This window comes from Corynebacterium amycolatum, assembly GCF_016889425.1.
Lineage (GTDB): Bacteria > Actinomycetota > Actinomycetes > Mycobacteriales > Mycobacteriaceae > Corynebacterium > Corynebacterium amycolatum.
The window spans coordinates 259,874-281,058 of record NZ_CP069513.1 but is presented as its reverse complement, the minus strand read 5'-3'; the positions used below and the strand labels follow the sequence as shown (position 1 = coordinate 281,058).

The window sequence follows — 21,185 nt, the reverse complement described above, 5'->3', positions numbered from 1 at the left end:
CTTCGATGCGGAGGGAAAGGGAAAACAGGTGCTCGACGTCAACAACTTTGACGAGCTCCGGATTGGGCTCGCTACCGCCGACGACATCCGCCGCTGGTCTCGCGGTGAGGTCAAGAAGCCCGAGACGATTAACTACCGTACGCTGAAGCCGGAAAAGGATGGCCTTTTCTGTGAGCGTATCTTCGGCCCGACCCGTGACTGGGAGTGTGCTTGTGGTAAGTACAAGCGCGTTCGCTTCAAGGGCATCATCTGTGAACGCTGTGGCGTTGAGGTGACCAAGTCGAAGGTTCGCCGTGAGCGCATGGGCCACATTGAGCTGGCCGCTCCGGTCACTCACATCTGGTACTTCAAGGGTGTGCCGTCCCGCCTCGGCTACCTGCTCGACCTGGCTCCGAAGGATCTGGAAAAGATCATCTACTTCGCTGCCAACATCATCACCTCCGTGGATGAAGAGGCTCGCCACAACGACCAGGAAACCCTCGAAGCAGACATGCTCGTGGACAAGAAGCTGGTTGAGGACGATCGTGACCAGGAGCTGGCCGAGCGTGCCCAGACCCTGGAAGAGGATCTGGCTGAACTCGAGGCAGCGGGTGCCAAGGCTGATGCCCGTAAGAAGGTTCAGTCCGCAGCCGAGCGCGAGATGCGCCACATCCGTGAGCGCGCCCAGCGCGAGCTGGATCGTCTCGACGAGATTTGGAACACCTTCATCAAGCTCGAGCCGAAGCAGATGATTATCGACGAGGGTATTTACACCGAACTCGTCGACCGCTACGAGGATTACTTCACCGGTGGTATGGGTGCTGAGGCTATTCAGACCCTGATCCGCAACTTCGACCTGGCCAAGGAGGCCGAGGAGCTGCGCGAGATTATTCGCGACGGCAAGGGACAGAAGAAGATGCGCGCCCTCAAGCGCCTGAAGGTTGTCACTGCATTCCTGCAGTCCGGCAACGACCCGGCCGCTATGGTGCTCGACTGCATTCCGGTGATTCCGCCGGAGCTGCGCCCGATGGTGCAGCTCGACGGTGGCCGCTTTGCGACCTCGGACTTGAACGACCTCTACCGTCGTGTCATCAACCGAAACAACCGCCTGAAGCGCATGATTGACCTGGGCGCTCCGGAAATCATCGTCAACAACGAGAAGCGCATGCTTCAGGAATCCGTTGACGCACTGTTTGACAACGGACGTCGTGGCCGCCCGGTCACTGGTCCGGGTAACCGCCCGCTGAAGTCCCTGAGCGACCTGCTCAAGGGCAAGCAGGGTCGTTTCCGTCAGAACCTGCTGGGTAAGCGTGTTGACTACTCCGGCCGTTCGGTTATTATCGTCGGCCCGCAGCTGAAGCTGCACCAGTGTGGTCTGCCGAAGCTGATGGCTCTTGAGCTGTTCAAGCCGTTCGTTATGAAGGAGCTCGTGGCCAAGAGCTACGCGCAGAACATCAAGAGCGCGAAGCGCATGGTTGAGCGTCAGCGCCCAGAGGTGTGGGACGTCCTCGAAGATGTCATTACCGGACACCCGGTCCTGCTGAACCGTGCACCTACGCTGCACCGCCTGGGTATTCAGGCGTTCGAGCCGGTCCTGGTTGAGGGTAAGGCAATTCAGCTGCACCCACTGGCATGTGAGGCTTTCAACGCCGACTTCGACGGTGACCAGATGGCAGTTCACCTGCCGCTGTCCGCTGAAGCACAGGCCGAGGCTCGCGTCCTGATGCTGTCCTCGAACAACATTCTGTCGCCGGCTTCCGGTAAGCCGCTGGCTATGCCGCGTCTGGATATGGTCACTGGCCTGTACTTCCTGACACTGGAGAAGCCGGAGCTGCCGGGTGGCCACCAGGATGCCACCGAGGACGCACCGGAGCAGGGTATTTACACCAGCCCGGCCGAGGCCATCATGGCTTACGACCGCGGTGCAATTGGCCTGCAGAGCCCAATTAAGGTTCGCATCAGCCACCTGCGTCCGCCGGCCGAGATTGAGTCCGAGCAGTTTCCAGATGGTTGGAACAAGGGCGATACCTGGCTGGCTTCCACCACGCTGGGCCGCGTTATGTTCAACGACCTGCTGCCGTGGAACTACCCATACGTCGAAGGCGTTATGGCTAAGAAGCCGCAGGCTGCGATCATCAACGACTTGGCTGCCAAGTACCCGATGATTACGGTCGCTCAGACCGTCGACAAGCTCAAGGATGCTGGTTTCTACTGGGCTACCCGTTCTGGTGTCACCATTGCTATGTCTGACGTGCTGGTTCTCCCGAACAAGCGTGAGATCCTGAACGGCTACGAAGAGAAGGCCGCCACGGTGGAGAAGAAGTTCCGCCGCGGTAAGCTCTCGGCCGCTGAGCGTCACGAGTCGCTGGTTAACCTGTGGAAGGCTGCGACGGCTGAGGTCGGTGAAAAGGTCGAGGCTCTGTACCCGGATGACAACCCGATTCCGATGATCGTGAAGTCGGGTGCTGCCGGTAACATGGGCCAGATTCACTCGCTGGCCGGCATGAAGGGCATGGTTACGAACCCGCGTGGTGAATACATCACCCGCCCGATTAAGACCTCCTTCCGCGAAGGCCTGTCGGTTCTCGAGTACTTCAACAACTCGCACGGTTCCCGTAAGGGTCTGGCCGATACCGCGCTTCGTACCGCTGACTCGGGTTACCTGACCCGTCGTCTGGTCGACGTTGCACAGGACGTCATCGTTCGCGAAGAGGACTGTGGCACCCACGACGGTGTCGTTGTCGAGATTGGCGAGGATGTTCTGGACGCAACCGGCAACCCGACCGGCGAGATCCGTCGTGCGAAGTACGTCGAGACCGCCGCGATTGCTCGCGTACTGGCAGCAGATGTCACCGACGCTGAGGGCAATGTCCTTATCGAGGCTGACACCGACCTGAACGACGACCACATCACCCTGGCTCTCAGCCACGGTGTCAAGGAAGTCAAGGTCCGCTCGGTTCTGACCTGTTCCACCGCAACCGGTGTCTGTGCCAAGTGCTACGGTCGTTCGATGGCAACCGGCAAGCTGGTCGACATCGGAGAGGCTGTCGGTATTGTCGCTGCGCAGTCCATTGGTGAGCCGGGTACCCAGCTGACCATGCGTACGTTCCACCAGGGTGGTGTCGGTGGCGACATTACCGGTGGTCTGCCGCGTGTCCAGGAGCTGTTCGAGGCCCGAGTGCCGAAGAACAAGGCTCCACTGGTTCGCGAAAACGGTCGCGTGCGCCTGGAGGAGGACGAGCACTTCTACACGCTCACCCTCATCCCGGATGCCAACAGCGAGGACGAGGTCGTCTACGACAAGCTGGCCAAGCGTCAGGGTCTGGCTGAAATCACCGTCGATGGCCGTCGTCGCGCCATCCGCGATGGTGACCATGTGGTTAAGGGGCAGCAGCTGCTCAAGGGCGCTGCCGATCCGCACGAGGTCCTCGAGGTCCTGGGGCGCCGCGGTGTCCAGCGTCACCTCATTGAGGAAGTCCAGTCGGTCTACCGTGACCAGGGTGTGGCCATTCACGACAAGCACATCGAGGTTATTGTCAGCCAGATGCTGCGCCGCGTGATTGTGTCCAAGCCGGGTGACTCCGACCTGCTGCCAGGCGCATTGGTCGAGCGCTCCACGGTCATGGCTAAGAACCGCGAGATTGTTGCCTCCGGCGGCAGCGTCATCGAGGGCCGTCGCGTGCTGATGGGTATTACCAAGGCATCGCTGGCCACCGAGTCCTGGCTGTCCGCGGCCTCCTTCCAGGAGACGACGCGCGTGCTTACCGACGCCGCTATCAACAAGCGCTCGGATAAGCTCATCGGCCTGAAGGAGAACGTGATCATCGGTAAGCTAATCCCGGCTGGTACGGGTATCTCGCGCTACCGCAACATCACTGTTGAGCCGACTGAGGAAGCTGCCCGCCAGGCAGCCGCACCATTTGCCTCCTTCGGTGAGGGCTTCTACGGTGCCGAGGACACCTACGGCATCGACCAGGTTGGTTCCGCAGTTCCGCTGGATGACATCGGAACCTTCGAGTAAAAATCAATAGCTTTGCGGCCGCGGCTGGGGGTGGCAATCCTTTGAGATCCCCCAGTTCACCGCTGAGCAGAGCCACGCTCCTAACAGGGCTTACTGGTTAGCAATACGCGGTTAACCGAGCCCGACATTAGGCGGCAACCCAAAAATTCCCCCGACACCACAGTTGGTCAGTTGTTTTTAAACAGCTAGCCAAAAGGTGTTGGGGGATTTTTTGCTATTTACTTAAGTAATTTGCTATTGAAATGCGTAATTTGTGGCTACAATAAACAGTACGTTCGTACGGTAGACATAGCAGCGCGCATGAGAGGTGCCCGCCATGACTGAAATCACCATCATCCAACCCGATCCGACAGTCCCCATCGGCCGAATCGCACCATGGCTCGAAGAAATCGGAGCAACGTACACCACCGTCCGCCTATGTCGCGAACCAGTTCCGGCAATCACTGACTGCGGCGAGGGCATTATCATTCTGGGCGGCGCAATGGACGCCCTCAATGAAGAAAAGGCACCGTGGCTGCCCGCACTACGCACACTGCTTGACGACGCTCTTACCACCCACATTCCCGTTATCGGTATCTGCCTCGGACACCAAATCATTGCCAATTGCTTTGGCGGTACGGTGACAGTGGCAGCACCTGGTCAAGGTCAAGAAGGCGCAGCGGAGGTCACGTTGACCTCGGAAGGTGCGTGCGATCCACTTCTCGGTGCGCTACCTACAACCTTCGAGGTGGCAGAGTCCCACTTTGACGCAGTCGATGTACTCCCACCGCAGGCGACGTTACTGGCCACTGGTGAGCCATGCCCCGTCCAAGCCTTCCGGCTTGGCAGCATCGTCGGTGTGCAGTTCCACCCAGAGGCCACCCCAGAGTTAGTGGAGGAATGGTCAAAGACCAATGGCACGGATTCGGAGGCGATTGTGGCCAAGCTCCGAGCCGTCGATAAGCAGGTGGAAGCCAATGGGCGTGCGTTGATTGCGGCATTCGTCGAGCAGGTGGGTGCCAATCAGCCCAAGCGTGCCTGCAGTGTTGATGCGGGTGTCTAAGCAGGCTGCCTGATTAGACACAGCACGCACCCCGGGGCCGCGGTGGGGGCGGGAAAGCAGATGACTACCGCGGCACTCGCGACGTGCTACATCTTGCGCAGCGAAAACGCCGGTGCATTAAGGACTATGCGCCGCGCTAGATTCCAGTAATCATGTTGAGCGTCTGTTACATGCTCGATTGAATTGCCCATGAACCTGGCCCAGATGCCAAGGCCATCGGGAAGTGAAGACGCGCCGATAAGCGGGGCAGTGTCGCTGTGTGGATAGTCCTGCCAAGAGGTAAGGACATCGTCGACAAGCGGTGGCGAACATATGACCCAGAGGTTTGCCCAGGCGCGGTAGTTGCCATGCGCGATGGGCGAGGAGAGGTCGCGTTTGCCGAGATAGTGAGCCTTTTCGATAAATGCGGGAACACTGTCGTGCGCGTGTAACTCTGCACGCAGATCAATCTCGGCGGCATCGTGGAGCTCTCCGTGAGCGACGCGACCAGCGGTAAAGCAGTCGCCGACAATTGCAGTAGCACCGGGGGAGACAGTCACCTTTGTGTGCTGGCGGAAGTGGCAATCACGCGAAGGAATTGCCGGGTCCGGCAGGTATTCGAGGACGGCATCCGGCTCAACCGTGAATTCAGTCAGCTGTTCGGCGTAGCCGCTGGTCATTGAGTGCACTCGAGTAGCCGCCTGAGAGGTGACAATCGCATGTGCGCCACTTCGAACCTGTATCCGCTGGCGAACATGGTCGCCCTGGGCGAGACCGCCGCCGGTGGCACGAATATAGACCACGTGGGCATCGGGGAAGGACGGGTCGGAATGGAGAATGCGCCCCAGAGACAGCGGTGCACGAACACGCCGGGTACCGGGGCCAGCAGGCAGAATCTCCAGGTCGAGTAAGCCGTCCTTGCCAGGTCGTAGCATGGTTATGCCTGGTCAGAGGAGGAATCAACCGACGCAGACTTCGCCGCAGCCTCAATGAGATCGGCGAACTCCGCAATGCCGGAGCCGTCTAGACAATTGGTCAGCATGACCGGCTTGTCAGAGCGCACGGCAAGCGCATCAGTGTGCATCTGGTCCACATCGCAGCGGACATAGGGCGCGATGTCAATCTTGTTAATGACAAGAACATCGGAGTCCGTGATGCCAGGGCCACGCTTCTTCGGCATCTTCTGCCCCTCGGCGGTATCGAGCACAAAGACAAATAGGTCCGCCAGTGCAGGTGAGAAAGTCAGCGTGAGGTTATCGCCACCGGATTCGTAGAAAACAATGTCGATATCTGGGTGCTCCTCCAGCAACTCGGCGCTGGCCATGAGGTTCATAGTGGGATCATCGCGCACCGCAGTGTGTGGGCACGAGCCTGTCTCCACACCGATAATGCGCGAGGAGTCGACCACGCCGTCCAGCGCCTGCCGGATGTGATGAGCATCCTCTTGGGTGTAGATGTCATTGGTAATGATGCCCGGTGTGAAACCACGGGAAATCAGCTCAGGTACGAGCGTTTCAATCAAGGCCGTCTTGCCGGAGCCGACTGGTCCACCAATGCCAACGTGAAAAACCATTGTCAAAAATTCCTTCTTAATAGTTAACTTGCTAGTTGCTTGTCAGAGGCCAAAAGCCGAGCTTTAGGTAATAAACAATCGGGCCGCCGCAGTCTCGTGGCGCGCAGAGGCAATATCTAACAGCGGCGTACAGGCACCAATATCGTCGGTGCCAATCGTCCGCGAAGTCTCAACAACCTCCGTGACCACTGGAGCCAGCTGTCGAATCAGACGCTGCGCACCGACAAAATCAGCCACCTGCAATCGCACCGCCGCTGATGCCACAGCAGAGACGAAACCAAAGGCCTCGGCCTGCGCCGCCTCATCGGAATCCAGTCCAGCGGACCGATGAATCAACGCCATCACCACCGGGCTGTGCCCATACGCCAAGCGGCTGGACGCATCCGGGCTGCTCACCGCTTTCGAATACGCGCGCAGGGTATCGTCGTCAAGCCCTAACTCACGCGCCATAAACAGCATCTGCTTGCCGACGCGCACGCTGCCCCTCCGCTGCGAAAACGTCGGTCGTGCCGCATGCACCATCGCGTCGATTCGCATTATCCCAGCGACCGAATCCTGCTCCCACGTGCGAAAATGCGCAGCCAGATCGACCGGCGCGAAGGAATAACGCAACATGTCCTCGGCGACGGTGGCAAGTGCTGCCTCGTCACGCTTGCCGACGATCCCCTCGGCGACCAGCCCCTCGAGACCATGCGACAGCGTATAGCGACCGGAGGGGAATGCGGTGTCAGACCACTGCAAGGCCTGGTAAAACGACGAAGTCAAGCTCATCACCAGAGCCTAGAAGAGATAGTGCAGGCGCGTTAGCGGAAGCTCCTGGGCAGGCTCGATGCTGACGGGCTCGCCATCGACGGTGACCACATAGGTTTCCGGATCGACGTCAATCTTGGCCAGAGTGTTGTTTCGCACCATGTTTGCCTTGCCAATTCCGCGGCAGTCCTTTACCGGCAGAACACGGCTTTGCAAACCGAGCTCTTCCGGCACACCGGCATCAATTGCGGCCTGGGACATGAAGGTAATGCGAGTAGCCGTGAGAGCGGAACCGTAATTGCCGAACATATTGCGGAAATAGCAGGGTTCAGGAGTCGGGATGGATGCATTGGGATCGCCCATTTGTGACCAGCAGATTACCCCGGAGCGCAGAACCACATCCGGTTTTGCGGCAAAGGAATCGATTGGCCACAGCACCAAATCCGCAATCTTGCCGACTTCCACCGAACCCAGATAGTCATCAATTCCAGCGGAAATGGCGGGATTGATGGTCAGCTTCGCCAAGTAGCGCAGGACGCGTTCATTGTCATCGCCATTGGTTTCATCAGCACCGGGAAGTGGGCCGAGCTGGGCGCGGCAGTGATGAGCAGTCTGGAATGCGCGCGTGAAGGACTCGCCGACTCGTCCCATCGCCTGCGAATCGGAGGAGAAAATGGAAATGATGCCCATGTCATGGAGCACGGTTTCAGCTGCGATGGTCTCAGGTCGAACACGCGAATCGGCAAAAGCGACATCTTCCGGCACCGAGTGGGAAAGGTGATGACAGACCATCACCATATCCAGCAGTTCTTCGGCGCTGTTGATGGAGTAGGGCAGCGTCGGGTTCGTCGAAGCCGGCAGAACATTCGGAATCGCCGTGACCTTCAAAATGTCCGGGGCGTGACCGCCACCGGCGCCTTCAGAGTGGAAGGTGTGGATGGTCTGGTCACCAATGGCTTTGCGCGTGTCCTCGAAGAAACCTGACTCGTTGAGCGTATCCGTGTGGATGGCCAGCTGAACGTCGTACTTATCGCAGATGTCCAGCGCATTGTGAATAGTCGCAGGTGTCGCGCCCCAGTCCTCGTGAATCTTGAGCCCGGCAGCGCCAGCGAGTAGCTGTTCAACCAGCGCGTCCGGCTGACTGCCCGAACCCTTGCCCAGGAAACCAGCATTGACCGGCAGACCCTCTGCCGCGCGCAGCATGGTGTGAATATGGAATTGACCAGGCGTACACGTCGTGCCCTTTGACCCCTCCGCAGGCCCGGTACCGCCACCGAAGAACGTCGTAATGCCGTTGGAGAGACCCTCTTCGGCCTGCTGCGGTGCCAGGTAGTGGATGTGCGTATCGATGCCACCGGCCGTCAGCAGTCGATGCTCACCGGCAATAACCTCGGTACCAGCACCAATGACCAGGTCGGGGTGAACTCCGTCCTGCGTATGCGGGTTGCCCGACTTACCAATTGCGACAATCTTGCCATCTCGCAGACCCACGTCTGCCTTGACGACGCCCAGGAGAGCATCAACAATAATCGCGCTCGTAATAACCGTATCGGGCGTGCCTTGTGCGCGAGTTGCCTGCGGATCTTGGGCCATGCCGTCACGGATGGACTTACCGCCGCCATAGATGGACTCGTCGCCGGGGAAGTTGGCCGTGTAGTCCTTCTCGATTCGAATGACCAGATTGGTATCCGCCAGCGGTACTACATCGCCGGTTGTGGGGCCGGAGAGCTCCGCGTATCTCGACGAGCTGATCGTCGTTTCCTCATCCGCGGCAACTGGCATCGGTTCTGCAGGCTCGTGCGCAAAACCGTAGTCGGCAATTCGCTGAAAGGCAGCTTCCCGAGTGGCTTCATCATCCAGCGGGCCCTCAGTCATCCCCGCGAAGCCGTGGATAATGCGGTCTCCACCGAAGTCGACCAGTGTGACCGTCTTGGTATCGCCGGGTTCAAAGCGCACTGCCAGGCCGGCGGGGATATTTAGGTGCATTCCCCAGGCCTGATGGCGATCAAAGCAAAGGGCCGCATTGGCTTCGAAGAAGTGATAGTGAGAACCGACCTGGATTGCGCGGTCGCCGGTATTGGCCACCTTTAGTCGCAGAGCGCGGCGGCCTTTATTCAGAACTATTTGTCGACAATCTGTGTTGTTACTCGGTTGCATCTGCATCGATATTTCCTAGGTCAAACTCAGTGTGGACATCTGCGCTGTGATGGTGGTGATGATGGTTGTGACCATGACCGTGACTGTGCCCATGCACGTGGCCGTGGTGATGATGACCGTGGCCATGCACGTGGCCGTGACTGTGTCCATGGCCGCCATCCTCCTCGCCGTGACTATGGGCATAACCGTGCTCATGATCGGCAAGTAATGCTGCCTCAATGCCGTCATCATCATGCGACTGCAAAAGATGCAGAGCGGTTTTAGCAGACTGGGAGATGGCCGTCGCCAGTGCAGTACTGGTGATGAGTGGTTTTTGATTCTCGGCTGTCTGCAAATCAGCGCGGATTACTGTGCTCCGACGGGTTGGGCGCAAGGACTCGTCGTCAAGCGTGGCTTTATACGGTGCCAGCGTCTGCGAGACGGATGGGTAGACATCGTCGAACGCGACCACTACATCGGCGCCAGAACTGTGCGTCCACGCCAGACGAGCGATACGGAACAGCTCCGCGTCCGCGAACGGATCGATGGCAGCGGAACATATGACCGCGATATCGTCGGCCGAGGTCTCGCGCCGGAGCGTTGCGCGTAGAAACGCCAGCGTGGTGGTGGCACCCAGCGGCGGTGCCGCGAGTGCAATGCGCACATTCGAGTGATTGCGCTTGAACCACTGACAAGTCTTGGCCGTGTCGGCGATGAGTGGCAGATTGCGGCCACTTGTCATGGGCATAACGACGATATGGAGATTCTCGGTGTCCTCGCGGCCCAAATCCGCCAGTGTGCTGCGCAGCTCGGTGCCTGTGGAGGTCACGATGGTCTGATCAAAAGTGTCGAGGCCCTCTACTGCGGTGGTGATGAACTCTGGGCTGGCATCGACTCCGCAGTGAGCGATGAGGATACGTGGGGTCTGGGCTGCCATCTATTTGCCGCCAATTGGGTCATGGACGGATACGAGCTTTGTGCCATCGGTGAAGGTGGCCTCGACCTGTACCAGCATGATTGCCTCGCGGACACCATCGAGGACATCGTCAGGTCCGAGTACCTCGGTGCCAATGGTCATGGCTTCGGACACGGTCACACCATCTCTGGCGGCTTCGACGACGGCATCGCTAATCAGTGCTACTGCTTCGGGCCGGTTGAGTTTTAGACCGCGGTTCTTTCGTCGCTCGGCGACACGAGCTGCAAGAAAGAGCATGAGTTTATCTTGCTCGCGCGGGGTGAGGCGCATGTGTTACCTGCCTAACTGCTCAAAATGTGTGCTCATTGAGACTCAACGCCAGTTCGTACTATATCTGATTTCACAGCAAATAATTGCTGCACTACCGAATCATGACTGGTTACTTGCAGGCTATGCCTAAGCCAGCCGTATGGGTTTTCGGCGCTGAGGCAGCAATTTGCTGGGCAGCATTACAGCTGATGACCGGCCTATAGTTGGGCGGCTGGTGTGGGGTAGCTGAAGGAAGTAGCTGTCGTGAACTGACATCAGGGGTATCTCATGACGACCACAATGGCCGACGCTAAGCAGGGAAAGCGGAGGGCGGGAAATACTGGGTCGTCATCGAAGTTGGGTGACGACTATCCGCTCCGATTCGCGCCACGACACTACCGAACGTGGACACCAGTAGCAGTTGCCGGCTCGGCACTGGGAGGAATGGCCTACTTGGCTGACTTCTCCATCGGTGCTGGAATCGGCATTGCTCACGGAACAACAAACGCTGTGGTTGGCATTCTCATCGCCGCAGTCTTGATTTTTCTCTCCAGCGCGCCGCTGGCAATCTACGCCGCAAAGTTCAATCTCGACCTCGACCTCATCACACGCGGTTCCGGCTTTGGCTACTACGGCTCCGTAATCACCAACGTCATTTTCGCGACTTTTACATTCATCTTCTTCGCCACCGAAGGCGCAATTATGGCCCAGGGCCTAAAGCTCGGGCTCGGGATACCACTTTGGCTGGGATACCTGGTGAGCGTGCTCATCATCATCCCCGTAGTGGTTTTCGGAATGAAGACGCTACAGAAGATGCAGACGTGGACCAACCCACTCTGGCTAGTCATGATGGTGCTACCGATGGTGTATCTCGTCGTCAGGCACCCTGACTCCGTGGACGCTTTCTTGCATTATCAGGGGCAGGGAGAAGGTCCTAGCCTGGCGGCAATGATGGCTTCTGCCGGTGTGTGTTTGGCGCTGGTGGCGCAGATTGCCGAGAACATTGACTACATCCGTTTCATGCCGCCGAAGACAAAGGACAACGCCACGTCGTGGTGGGCCTCGGTCATCATGGCTGGGCCGGGATGGGTTATCTTCGGTGCAGCTAAGCAGATTATCGGTGTGTTTCTCGCGGTCTACATGATTTCGGTGGTCGGCGGCGGCATGACCGAAGCCGTTGAGCCAGTGCATCAGTTCATGACGGTGTACCAGGAAATGGTGCCCACGTGGCTGGCAATCACGCTGGCGGTCGTCTTGGTGGTGATGAGCCAAATCAAGATCAACGCCACGAATGCATACTCTGGCTCGCTGGCGTGGACTAACGCCTACACGCGAGTGGCAAAGTCCTATCCGGGACGCATTGTCTTCGTCTTCGTCAATCTCGGCATCGCACTGGCGCTTATGGAGTTCGACATGTTCTCCATGCTCAATGCGGTTCTGGGGTTCTACTCAAACCTCGCCATTGCGTGGATTTTCACAGTGGCTACGGACATTGCAATTAACAAGTGGGTCCTGAAGATCTCGCCGATTTATCCCGACTACCGACGCGGAATGATTCACGACTTCAACCCCGTCGGCATTACCTCGCTCGTTGCTTCCGCGACAATCTCAATCGCCATGTACTTCGGCGCTTTCGGCGAGAGCTTGGTGCCGTACTCCGCACTCGTCGCCGCAGCAATCGCCTTCGTCGTCACGCCGACGATGGCAATTCTGACTAAGGGGCGCTACTACCGACGTCGCTTTGACGACGGCATCGCCGCACCGCTTTTCGACGAGCACGGGAACCCATCCAATGAGTCTTTCACCTGTGTCATCACCGGTGAACAGGTCGAACGACCTGATGTAATCCTTTCGGCGGAGCGTGGCGACGATGGCGCGGAGCAGTACATATCCTCGCTCGCACTGACAATGGACCGCGACGGCCGACATGTTATGCCGGCTCAATCGCGGCGGGGGCGTAGCGCATCAGTGCGAACGTCCTGAGAGGAGGCGCTAGGCCTTTAGCGCCTCTGAGATGGGGGTATCGCCCTCATTGAAGTTAATGGTGCGACCAATCGTTTGATCGTTGAATACGGTCTGCGCGATGACATTGGCAACCGTTGCACGGGCAACCTTTGTGGCCTTTGTGGCATCGGTGTCAATGGAATCCTGGCCTTCGTCGAAGGTCAGCGTGCTCGGTCCCAGGATTGTCCAGTCCAAGTCAGATTCGCGCAAAGCTGTATCCGCGGCGGCCTTGGCCTCGGCGTAGGCAAAGAAGGAATTATCCTCAGGAACTCCGTGGTTCGGGCCGGCACCAAAGTAGGACACCATTACGTAGCGGTTAACTCCGGCGGCCTTGGCAGCTGCCATCGAGGTGATTGCGGCATCGCGGTCGATTGCGTAGGTGCGCTCTGATGAACCGCCGCCTGCGCCAGCGGACCAAACGACGGCATCATTGCCGCGTAGCAGGTCAGCGAACTTCTCGGTCGAGAGCTCGGTGATGTCATAGACAGCTGGGGTGGCACCGAGCGCTTCAATGTCCGAGACCTGATCAGGGTTACGAATAACTGAGGTTACTTCGTAGCCTTCATTGATGAGTAGGGGAGTAGCGATTTGGGCCACCTTGCCGTGGCCGCCGATAACAATAACTTTTTTAGCCATGCCCCACCTATACGTCAGCTCGCTGGTACTAGCAATGCAGTTGCCTTCGCTGGCAGTGAACATGACGAACGGTGAGCGACGAACGGTGAGCGCTGAGTATGGCGAGGCGTACTTCTTGCCACCCCATTTGCAGGGTACAAGAACGCCTAGTTAAGTCGTCCTAAATCAAGTTATATATGTAGACGTAATTTACCTGTTCAATCCGGGTATTTTTCGATATTGGTAGCCCAGCAGAGGCCCTTAGTTTTTCCAAAAAGACAAAATTAGGGCGAATTCGCGTAGAAAATACCTGTGAAATGCCGTTGCGGTATTCACCATGGCTCATCGACCAAATTCTGATGTCGGCACGTTGCCACGACTAATCGGAAAAATTACTTCTACGGTGGCGCAAATGGCGCCGGGGCGAGGAATTGATTCAGTGCGCATTGAGCCTGTGGGCTGGCATGCGCATGAAGAAGGCGTGCGGAAGCTAGTTGATAGCTTTCAAGCTATTCCTGCTGACCAGCGGGTCAGGTTGGCGAAGCGCACATCAAACCTTTTTCGCGGGCGTAGTAAAACTCTCGTACCAGGTCTAGATGTCAGCGGTCTCGGCGGAGTAATCGCCGTCGATCCAGTTGAAAAGACTGCCGACGTGCAGGGAATGTGTACCTACGAAGACCTGGTAGATGCCACTTTGCCCTACGGTCTGATGCCTTTGGTTGTGCCAGAGCTAAAGACAATTACGCTCGGTGGAGCTGTGACCGGTATTGGCGTGGAGTCAACGAGTTTCCGTAACGGCCTGCCACATGAGTCCGTCATCGAGATGGATGTCCTAGTCGGTACCGGCGAAATTGTGACCTGCTCGCGCACGGAAAATGTCGATCTTTTCCGTGGCTTTCCAAACTCCTATGGTTCCCTCGGCTACACCGTACGGTTAAAAATCGAGCTCGAAGAAGCACTTCCATACGTCGAGCTGCGACACGTTCGGTACAACTCCACGACGGAAGCGGCAGAGGATCTGGCAAAGATTTCCGTGGAAAAGGAGTTCCAAGGCGAGCCTGTTCACTTCCTTGACGGTGTCGCTTTCTCGCCGAATGAGATTTACCTGGTGCTGGGACGCAAAACTGATGAGGAAGGTCCCGTCTCGGACTACTCCCGAGACAAGATCTACTACAGGTCCCTGCAGCACCCCTCCGGCGTTACTCGAGATCGCCTGAAGATTCGCGATTACATCTGGCGCTGGGATATTGACTGGTTCTGGTGCTCTAGAGCCTTCGGTACCCAAAATCCCGCAGTTCGTGCAATGTGGCCGCGCGAGCTCAAACGATCCTCGGTGTATTGGAAGTTCGTCGGCCTCGATCGCAAGTACGACATTGACGCGAAAATGAAAGCACGAAAAGGCCTGCCGGCCAATGAGCGCGTCGTCCAAGATATCGAGGTCACTGTTGACCACTTGGCTGAATACCTGGATTGGTTTTTCCAAGCCTGCGATATCCAGCCTGTGTGGCTATGCCCGATTCACCTTCGTGATGGCTCCAGCGAGCTAATTGGTACTGGCGACAAGCTCGCTGGCAGCAGCAGTGCTTGGCCACTGTATCCGCTAGATCCCGAGACCACCTGGATCAATGTCGGGTTCTGGTCTGCAGTGCCGAACAACCATGTCCCAGGAGATACTCGCCTCGGCGCGTTCAACCGCGTTATTGAGGCCAAGGTCAGCGATTTGGGCGGTCACAAGTCACTGTATTCCGAGGCGTTCTACTCACCAGAACAATTCGGAGCACTCTACGGTGGCAACCTACCCGATGAGCTCAAAGCAATCTACGACCCTGATTCCCGGTTCCCGCGGCTGTATGACAAGACCGTCACTGGTGCCTAACTAGAAGCCCAACCACTTCAAGCGGCTTTTCTCCAATTCTTCGAAATAGCCAGTTAATAGCAAGGATTCACCATGGCATTTACTCCAATGAACGTTGCAGAGATTTTCGAGGCCTTCATCGATACCTCGGAGAAGCCTCTGCCAATTCGCCTGACGGCTTTTGATGGTTCAGTCGCTGGCCCCGACGATGCAAAAGTAGGCTTGAACGTCCGCTCGCTCGATGCGCTGAACTACATCGTTACTCATCTGCGTGATGATGTCGGATTCGGTCGCGCATTCGTCACCGGTGAGATCGAGCTGACTCGCGTCCGTCTCGGACACCCAATTGAAGCGTTCGACGCTCTGATGAAATTGCACGAACAATTCGTGATGCCACCTGCAGCAACTTTGGCGAAGATTGTTCGCTCCCTGCGTTCGATGGGGCTGCCATATGTTCCTGTTGTGCCCGAGATTGAACGTACTGCATGGTGGAAGAAGCGCCTGCAAAACGGTCTAGCACGTCACTCTAAGGAACGCGACGCAGACTCGATTTCGTCGCATTACGACGTCAGTAATGAATTCTACGAGATCATCCTGGGCCCATCGATGACGTACACCTGCGCCTACTACCCGAATGAGAACTCCACGCTCGAAGAGGCACAGGAAAACAAGTACCGCCTGGTATTCGATAAGTTGCGCCTGAAGGAAGGCGATAGGCTTCTCGACGTTGGCTGTGGTTGGGGCGGCATGGTTCTCTATGCGGCAAGGCGCGGCGTTAAGGCCATCGGCGTGACTCTGTCGAAGCAGCAGGCAGAGTACGCACAGGCCAAGATTAAGGAAGAGGGCCTGGAAGATCTTGCTGAGGTGCGCTTCCAGGACTACCGCGATGTTCCTGAAGAAGGCTTCGATGCCATCTCCGCAATCGGTCTTTTGGAGCACATCGGTGTGGAGAACTACCCGAGCTTCTTCGGCTTCCTCTATGGCAAGTTGAAAGAAGGCGGTTTGATGCTGAACCACTGCATCACCTACTGGGATAACCACCGCACCCGCAAGGGCACCTTCATCGACCGTTACATCTTCCCAGACGGTGAGCTCACCGGTGTCGGAACTATCATGCGAGCAATGCAGGATCAGGGCTTTGAGATGCTCGATCAGCAGAACCTGCGTTTCGACTACGAGCACACTCTCTATGACTGGTGTGAACGACTGGACAAGGATTGGGACAAGGCCGTCGAGCTGGTTGGTGAGCAGACCGCAAAGCTGTGGGGCATGTACATGGCTGGTTCCGAGTACAACTTCGCATGTAACCAGATCCAGCTGCACCAGGTTCTGGGTGTAAAGGTGTTCCCGGACGGCTCCCGTGGTGATGTCCCGCAGCGTCAGTGGTGGAAAGACTAATTGTCTTAAGCGTCGATAATTCTCATGTCCGCTAGCTAGCCTGAAAGTATATGAAGGTAGAAAAAGTTGGCGTAATCGCATTATCGGCAGTTGTATGTGCGGCTGCCCTGGCTGGTTGTGGGGGACAGGACCAGCAACAGGTCGGCCGTGAGGCCGATGACGGCAGTCATGATACGCAGTCGGAGGCACCTACAACGCCTGCCCCGAGTGCTAATAATGCGCACAGCAGAAAGCCCGATGAGCCGATTCTGGGCAATATCGGGCCTAATGGCGCCTGTGATGAAAGCGTCATCGCAATCGACCACGAAAAGCCCACAGCGCGGATCACATATCACGGTCAGCCTGGTGACCACATCAAGCTGACCATTAATAGCAATAGTCCGGAGCGAGAAGCAGAAACCCAAGGGTTTGAGCTTTCGAGCACGCTGACCGAGATGCAAATTCCAACAGACATCCCCAACGACACCATTCCGAACATTCAGGTGGAAGCCGATGGGCGAGTGGGGCTCGCCGGCAACTGTGTCATCGAAGTGAATTAGAGGCGTAAAACCGGCTATAAATAAGGCCACAGAACTAGTCGTCGTAAAGCATGCGCGTGACTGCAGTGACGAAAGAGAGCGCGTGGGGAGGCGCGCCGTGCTTTACGACGATAATTTGTGAGTCGGCCTTCGCACTGATCAAAGTGGCTGAAATTTTTACGCTATTACCTGGGTGTTTGGAGTAAAGCCCCAGCTCGCGTACTGTTATACAACGATCCCAGAAAAGAATTGGGAACTTGAGACATTACCCAGTAGGCCAGCGAGAGCGGCTGACTGGGTTTCGCACGTTCAAAATCCCTCCGCTTTTCTCGTGTTAAACCGATGGGCTCACCACTGGATGAGTAATAACTTTTCTTGTGAAGCATTCACACGGATGGTGGTTACTCCGCTGCGGTCGGCATCGGGCACGAGAATCTCAGGCGGCGAGAGAAAGAAGAAAGAGGCTTCATGCCCACTATTCAGCAGCTGGTCCGTAAGGGCCGCCATGACAAGAAGGCTAAGGTTGCAACCGCAGCTCTGAAGGGTTCCCCTCAGCGTCGCGGCGTTTGCACCCGTGTTTACACCACCACCCCGAAGAAGCCGAACTCGGCTCTTCGTAAGGTCGCTCGTGTGCGCCTGACCTCCGGCGTCGAGGTCTCCGCTTACATCCCGGGCGAGGGCCACAACCTGCAGGAGCACTCCATGGTGCTCGTCCGCGGTGGTCGTGTTAAGGACCTCCCGGGTGTCCGCTACAAGATCGTCCGTGGTTCCCTCGACACCCAGGGTGTCAAGGACCGCAAGCAGGCTCGTTCCCGCTACGGCGCAAAGAAGGAGAAGTAAGCCATGCCACGTAAGGGCCCAGTACAGAAGCGTCCTGTCGTCAACGACCCGGTCTACGGCTCCCCTCTGGTGTCGCAGCTGGTCAACAAGGTTCTGATTGACGGTAAGAAGTCGACCGCAGAGCGCATCGTCTACGGTGCACTTGAGCTGTGCGAAGAGAAGACCGGTACTGACCCGGTGCTGACTCTGAAGCGCGCAATCGAGAACGTCAAGCCGGCTCTTGAGGTTCGTTCCCGTCGTGTCGGTGGCGCCACCTACCAGGTCCCGGTCGAGGTTCGTCCGGGCCGTGGCACCACTCTGGCGCTGCGCTGGCTGCTGATGTTCTCGCGTCAGCGTCGTGAGAACACCATGACCGAGCGTCTCGCTAACGAGATCCTCGATGCATCCAACGGCCTGGGTGCATCCGTCAAGCGTCGTGAGGACACTCACAAGATGGCGGAAGCAAACCGCGCATTCGCTCACTACCGCTGGTAATCGCTTATCGACGGGGCCGCGAGTGGTCACCGTCGTAAAGCAGCTGCCGGTATGTCAACGGCGCGCGTCGGTCGCGGTCCACGGATCTTTAAGGGTCACTCAAATAGGGCCAGCCCGGCGCTTACACCTGATGTCTTGCGTAGAATTTACGCAAAAGGTGTACGTCACGGCGCGACTTCGCGCCAAGACGGTGGCATTATAGATAAAGCAAACCCGACCGACGGCGGATTTGACGGCCAATTGCAATCCCGTAATTGAGCCTCACCGCCAAACCGATTTGAAACGAGTGGGGAATCAAGTGGCTGAAGGTGCACTTCCCGTTAAGAAGGACCTCCACAAGGTCCGCAACATCGGCATCATGGCGCACATCGATGCTGGTAAGACGACTACGACCGAGCGCATCCTGTACTACACGGGTATTAACCGCAAGGTCGGCGAGACTCACGATGGTGCGTCCACAACCGACTGGATGGAGCAGGAGAAGGAGCGCGGTATTACCATTACCTCCGCTGCTGTGACCTGTTTCTGGAACGACAACCAGATCAACATCATCGATACCCCGGGTCACGTCGACTTCACCGTTGAGGTCGAGCGTTCCTTGCGTGTGCTCGACGGTGCCGTCGCAGTCTTCGACGGTAAGGAAGGTGTCGAGCCGCAGTCTGAGCAGGTTTGGCGTCAGGCTCAGAAGTACGATGTCCCACGTATTTGCTTCGTCAACAAGATGGACAAGCTGGGCGCTGACTTCTACTACACCGTTGGCACCATCGTTGACCGCCTGGGCGCTAAGCCGTTGGTTATGCAGCTGCCGATTGGCGCTGAGGATGACTTCGACGGCGTTGTTGACCTGCTGGAGATGAAGGCCCTCATGTGGCCGGGCAAGGTCGAGATTGGCACTCCTGCGCAGGTCGAGGAGATTCCGGCTGACCTGGTCGACAAGGCTAACGAGTACCGTGAGAAGCTCATTGAGACCGTCGCTGAGTCCGACGAGGAGCTCATGGAAAAGTACTTCGGTGGCGAAGAGCTGACCATGGACGAGATTAAGGGCGCCATCCGCAAGATGGTTCTGAACTCTGAGGTCTACCCGGTCTACTGTGGTACCGCTTACAAGAACAAGGGTGTTGAGCCGCTGCTCGACGCTGTCATTGACTTCCTGCCGAATCCGCTGGACATCGGTGAGGTGCACGGCCACCAGATGGGCGACGAGGACGTCGATATGGTTCGTAAGCCGTCTAAGGATGAGCCGTTCTCTGCTCTTGCATTCAAGATCGCTGCTCACCCGTTCTTCGGTAAGCTGACCTTCGTCCGCGTTTACTCCGGTCGCGTGGAGCCGGGCCAGCAGGTCCTGAACTCCACCAAGGACAAGAAGGAGCGCGTCGGTAAGCTGTTCCAGATGCACGCCAACAAGGAGAACCCTGTTGACGAGGCAGTGGCAGGTAACATCTACGCCTTCATTGGTCTGAAGGACACCACCACTGGTGACACCCTGTGTGCACAGGATGCTCCAATCGTTCTGGAGTCCATGTCCTTCCCGGATCCGGTTATCTCCGTTGCTATTGAGCCGAAGTCCAAGGCTGACCAGGAGAAGCTGAGTACCGCTATTCAGCGTCTTGCTGAAGAGGACCCGACCTTCACCGTTCGCCTGGATGAGGAAACCGGCCAGACCGTTATCGGCGGTATGGGCGAGCTCCACCTTGACGTCCTGGTTGACCGCATGAAGCGCGAGTTCAAGGTCGAAGCAAACATCGGTAACCCGCAGGTTGCTTACCGCGAGACCATCCGCAAGCCGGTCGAGAAGTTCGAGTACACCCACAAGAAGCAGACCGGTGGTTCGGGTCAGTTCGCCCGCGTCATCATTGCTCTGGAGCCTTACGCTCCGTCTACTGACGAGGTTGAAGAGGGTGAGTCCACCACTTACAAGTTCGTCAACGAGGTGACCGGTGGCCGTGTTCCGAAGGAATACATTCCATCTGTCGACGCTGGTATTCAGGACGCAATGCAGTACGGTACCCTGGCTGGCTACCCGCTGGTGAACATCCAGGCAACCCTGCTCGACGGTGCTTACCACGAGGTTGACTCCTCTGAAATGGCCTTCAAGATTGCTGGTCAGCAGGCTCTGAAGGAAGCTGTCCAGAAGGCTAAGCCGGTCCTGCTTGAGCCGATGATGGCCGTTGAGGTCATTACTCCGGAAGAGTACATGGGTGAGGTCATCGGTGACATCAACTCCCGTCGTGGTCAGGTTAACTCCATGGAGGACCGTACGGGCGTCAAGGCTGTTAAGGCTCTGGTTCCGCTGTCCGAGATGTTTGGCTACGTTGGTGACCTGCGTTCCAAGACCCAGGGTCGCGCTAACTACACCATGATCTTCGACTCCTACGCTGAGGTTCCTTCCTCCGTGGCCGAGGAGATCATTGCAGCGCGCACCGGCGCTTAAATTGCATCGGCAGGGTGGGGCGCTCTATCAGGGCTGACCCCATCTCTGTGCGCACTGCGCTGTCACTCTTTTTAGACGGTGCAGTGCGAGGGTCTGCAGCTTTTTAGTAGATTCCCTTAAGATTTGACTGTGCTGAGATGTCGCCAGACTCTTGGCTCGTGTTAGCACAGGCAAGCTCTTGGGGTAGCTGCTCGCAATTCATATCGTTGGGCGATTTTAGATCGCAACTCAAATATCTAGTATTTATGCAGGTAAATGACGATGTGAGTTGCTGGCCGTTACCCACCCTTAACTAGGGGGTTGGTCTGGTTTGGAAAACTCCAGTATCCTGCCCTAGTATCGAGT

Annotated in this window: 16 protein-coding genes; 9 read left to right on the top strand and 7 right to left on the bottom strand. The window is 57.3% G+C overall.

Annotated elements, in window-relative coordinates; translation table 11 throughout:
• Positions 1–28: 28 nt before the first annotated feature.
• Positions 29–4,000 (top strand): DNA-directed RNA polymerase subunit beta', encoded by a 3,972-nt coding sequence (locus tag I6J19_RS01280; RefSeq protein WP_187402547.1) that lies wholly within the window; start codon positions 29–31, stop codon positions 3,998–4,000.
• A gap of 316 nt (positions 4,001–4,316) precedes the next feature.
• Positions 4,317–5,042, top strand: a complete 726-nt coding sequence (locus I6J19_RS01275; RefSeq protein ID WP_049180772.1) for a type 1 glutamine amidotransferase — start codon at positions 4,317–4,319, stop codon at positions 5,040–5,042.
• A gap of 86 nt (positions 5,043–5,128) precedes the next feature.
• Here I6J19_RS01275 and I6J19_RS01270 read toward each other — a convergent pair whose 3' ends face one another.
• The 6 genes from I6J19_RS01270 to I6J19_RS01245 form a co-directional block, all read right to left on the bottom strand.
• Entirely contained in the window at positions 5,129–5,956 is an 828-nt protein-coding gene (locus I6J19_RS01270) for an urease accessory protein UreD (RefSeq protein WP_049180773.1), read from the bottom strand.
• 2 nt (positions 5,957–5,958) lie between these two features.
• Positions 5,959–6,594, bottom strand: a complete 636-nt coding sequence (gene ureG, locus I6J19_RS01265; protein ID WP_141737478.1) for an urease accessory protein UreG — start codon at positions 6,592–6,594, stop codon at positions 5,959–5,961.
• Positions 6,595–6,657: 63 nt separating this feature from the next.
• A complete protein-coding gene (locus tag I6J19_RS01260; protein WP_038627626.1) occupies positions 6,658–7,365 on the bottom strand; it encodes an urease accessory protein UreF in 708 nt (235 codons plus the stop codon).
• Between the two features lie 9 nt (positions 7,366–7,374).
• Positions 7,375–9,501, bottom strand: a complete 2,127-nt coding sequence (gene ureC / locus I6J19_RS01255) for an urease subunit alpha (RefSeq protein WP_187402548.1) — start codon at positions 9,499–9,501, stop codon at positions 7,375–7,377.
• Positions 9,488–10,417, bottom strand: coding sequence for a hypothetical protein (locus tag I6J19_RS01250; protein WP_049180775.1), 930 nt, complete (start codon positions 10,415–10,417; stop codon positions 9,488–9,490). Before I6J19_RS01250 ends, ureC begins: the two co-directional genes overlap by 14 nt.
• A complete protein-coding gene (locus I6J19_RS01245; RefSeq protein ID WP_038627628.1) occupies positions 10,418–10,726 on the bottom strand; it encodes an urease subunit gamma in 309 nt (102 codons plus the stop codon).
• A gap of 267 nt (positions 10,727–10,993) precedes the next feature.
• Between I6J19_RS01245 and I6J19_RS01240 the strand changes: the two genes are divergently transcribed.
• Positions 10,994–12,688 carry a purine-cytosine permease family protein gene (locus I6J19_RS01240; RefSeq protein WP_049180776.1) on the top strand — a complete coding sequence of 565 codons (1,695 nt, stop codon included), beginning with the start codon at positions 10,994–10,996 and terminating at the stop codon, positions 12,686–12,688.
• A gap of 9 nt (positions 12,689–12,697) precedes the next feature.
• On the opposite strand, the gene I6J19_RS01235 is transcribed toward I6J19_RS01240, so the two are convergent.
• Entirely contained in the window at positions 12,698–13,345 is a 648-nt protein-coding gene (locus I6J19_RS01235; RefSeq protein ID WP_038627630.1) for an SDR family oxidoreductase, read from the bottom strand.
• Positions 13,346–13,661: 316 nt separating this feature from the next.
• Here I6J19_RS01235 and I6J19_RS01230 point away from each other — a divergent pair, with 316 nt between their 5' ends.
• From I6J19_RS01230 to fusA, 6 genes are all read left to right on the top strand, one after another.
• Complete coding sequence (locus I6J19_RS01230; protein WP_080972800.1) at positions 13,662–15,200, top strand: FAD-binding oxidoreductase; 1,539 nt, start codon at positions 13,662–13,664, stop codon at positions 15,198–15,200.
• Between the two features lie 72 nt (positions 15,201–15,272).
• Positions 15,273–16,577, top strand: a complete 1,305-nt coding sequence (locus tag I6J19_RS01225; RefSeq protein ID WP_038627632.1) for an SAM-dependent methyltransferase — start codon at positions 15,273–15,275, stop codon at positions 16,575–16,577.
• Positions 16,578–16,627: 50 nt separating this feature from the next.
• A complete protein-coding gene (locus tag I6J19_RS01220; RefSeq protein WP_038627634.1) occupies positions 16,628–17,116 on the top strand; it encodes a hypothetical protein in 489 nt (162 codons plus the stop codon).
• 447 nt (positions 17,117–17,563) lie between these two features.
• The gene (gene rpsL, locus I6J19_RS01215) at positions 17,564–17,935 is read left to right on the top strand and encodes a 30S ribosomal protein S12 (RefSeq protein ID WP_038627636.1); all 372 of its coding nucleotides are present in this window, start codon (positions 17,564–17,566) and stop codon (positions 17,933–17,935) included.
• 3 nt (positions 17,936–17,938) lie between these two features.
• A complete protein-coding gene (gene rpsG / locus I6J19_RS01210; RefSeq protein ID WP_016422052.1) occupies positions 17,939–18,409 on the top strand; it encodes a 30S ribosomal protein S7 in 471 nt (156 codons plus the stop codon).
• A 358-nt stretch (positions 18,410–18,767) separates the two neighbouring features.
• On the top strand, positions 18,768–20,840 hold the full coding sequence (fusA, locus tag I6J19_RS01205; RefSeq protein ID WP_049180800.1) for an elongation factor G: 2,073 nt from the start codon (positions 18,768–18,770) through the stop codon (positions 20,838–20,840).
• Positions 20,841–21,185: the final 345 nt, after the last annotated feature.